The sequence below is a fragment of the Neoroseomonas rubea genome (genome assembly GCF_016106015.1).
Taxonomy (GTDB): Bacteria; Pseudomonadota; Alphaproteobacteria; order Acetobacterales; family Acetobacteraceae; genus Neoroseomonas; species Neoroseomonas rubea.
Map to the genome: position 1 here is coordinate 1 of NZ_JACADQ010000587.1, position 1,343 is coordinate 1,343.

The 1,343-nt window shown below is 73.3% G+C and carries 1 protein-coding gene and 1 pseudogene; one reads left to right on the top strand and one right to left on the bottom strand.

What is annotated here, in order from left to right; genetic code table 11:
• Positions 1–67: 67 nt before the first annotated feature.
• On the bottom strand, positions 68–1,054 hold the full coding sequence (locus tag HW577_RS25090) for a sulfite exporter TauE/SafE family protein (RefSeq protein ID WP_419956610.1): 987 nt from the start codon (positions 1,052–1,054) through the stop codon (positions 68–70).
• A 58-nt stretch (positions 1,055–1,112) separates the two neighbouring features.
• Here HW577_RS25090 and HW577_RS25095 point away from each other — a divergent pair.
• A pseudogene (locus HW577_RS25095) lies at positions 1,113–1,343 on the top strand (bifunctional metallophosphatase/5'-nucleotidase); the annotation flags it as partial.

A 1,343-nucleotide genomic window follows, 5' to 3' on the forward strand; every position in this document is an offset into this window, starting at 1 on the left:
GGGGGCGCCTGCGCCGCCGCCGCGCCGGTCCAGAGCGCGGCGAGCAGCGCCAGCGCCGCGCGCCGCGTCACGGCACGGGCCCGATGGCAAAGAGGTTTTCCGGCGCGCGCACCAGGTCCCACAGCAGGCCGAGCGCCACGCTCAGAACGAGCAGGCCGAGCAGCGCGCGCGTCTCCTCCCCCCGCAGCTTCGTGCCCATGGCGGCGCCGAACTGCGCCCCGGCGACGCCGCCGGCCAGCAGCAGCAGGGTCAGGACGATGTCCACGCTGCCCACCTGCAGCGCCTGCAGCAGCGTCACGTTCGCCGAGACGAACACGACCTGGAACAGGGAGGTGCCGATGACGACGCTGGTCGGCATCCCCAGCAGGTAGATCATTGCCGGCACCAGCATGAAGCCGCCGCCCACCCCCATCACGGCCGACAGCACGCCGATGCCGAAGCCGATCAGCAGCGGCGGCACGATGGAGATGTACAGGCGCGACTTGCGGAAGCGGATCTTGAAGGGCAGGCCGTGCAGCCAGGTGTGCTCATGCGCGCGGGCGGCGGCGGCCGAGCCGGTGCGCCGGCGGCGCAGGATGGCGCGCACGCTCTCCCGCACCATCAGCAGCCCGACCGTGCCCAGCACCACCACGTAGAAGACGGCGACGGCGAGGTCGACCTGGCCCGCCCGCCGCAGCAGCGCGAACAACTGCACGCCGAGCGCCGAGCCGATGATGCCGCCGGCCAGCAGCACCACCCCCATGCGCGCATCGACATTGTCCCGCCGCCATTGCGCGATGAGGCCCGAGACCGAGGCGCCGAGCGTCTGGTTGGCGCCCGAGGCGACCGCGACGGGGGAAGGAATGCCGATCAGGATCAGCAACGGGGTCAGCAGGAATCCGCCGCCCACGCCGAACAGGCCCGAGAGCCAGCCCACGCCGAAGCCGATGCCCAGCAGCAGCAGGGCATCGACACTCATCTCGGCGATGGGCAGGTAGACCTGCATCGCGCCCCGGCCAGGGTTGCTGGAGGATTCCGACATGGCGGGTTTGGACCCGCGGGCCGGATGCGGCAAGGGACAATCCTCACGGGACAGGGCAGGATTGCGGCAGACCCGCCGTTCGAGGCCCGCCATGCTGCTCTCCCGCCGCTTCCTCCTCGCCGCCGGCCTCGCCGCGCCCTTCCTGCGCCCGGCCCGCGCCCAGGGCGCGCGGCGGGTGCGCATCGTCCATGTCAACGACTTCCACAGCCGGCACGAACCCGTGGCGCGCGCGACCGGCGCGGCCTGCCGGGCGAACGACCCCTGCCTCGGCGGCGCGGCGCGGCTCGCCGGCGCGATCGGGCAGGCGAGGGCGGAAGCGGAA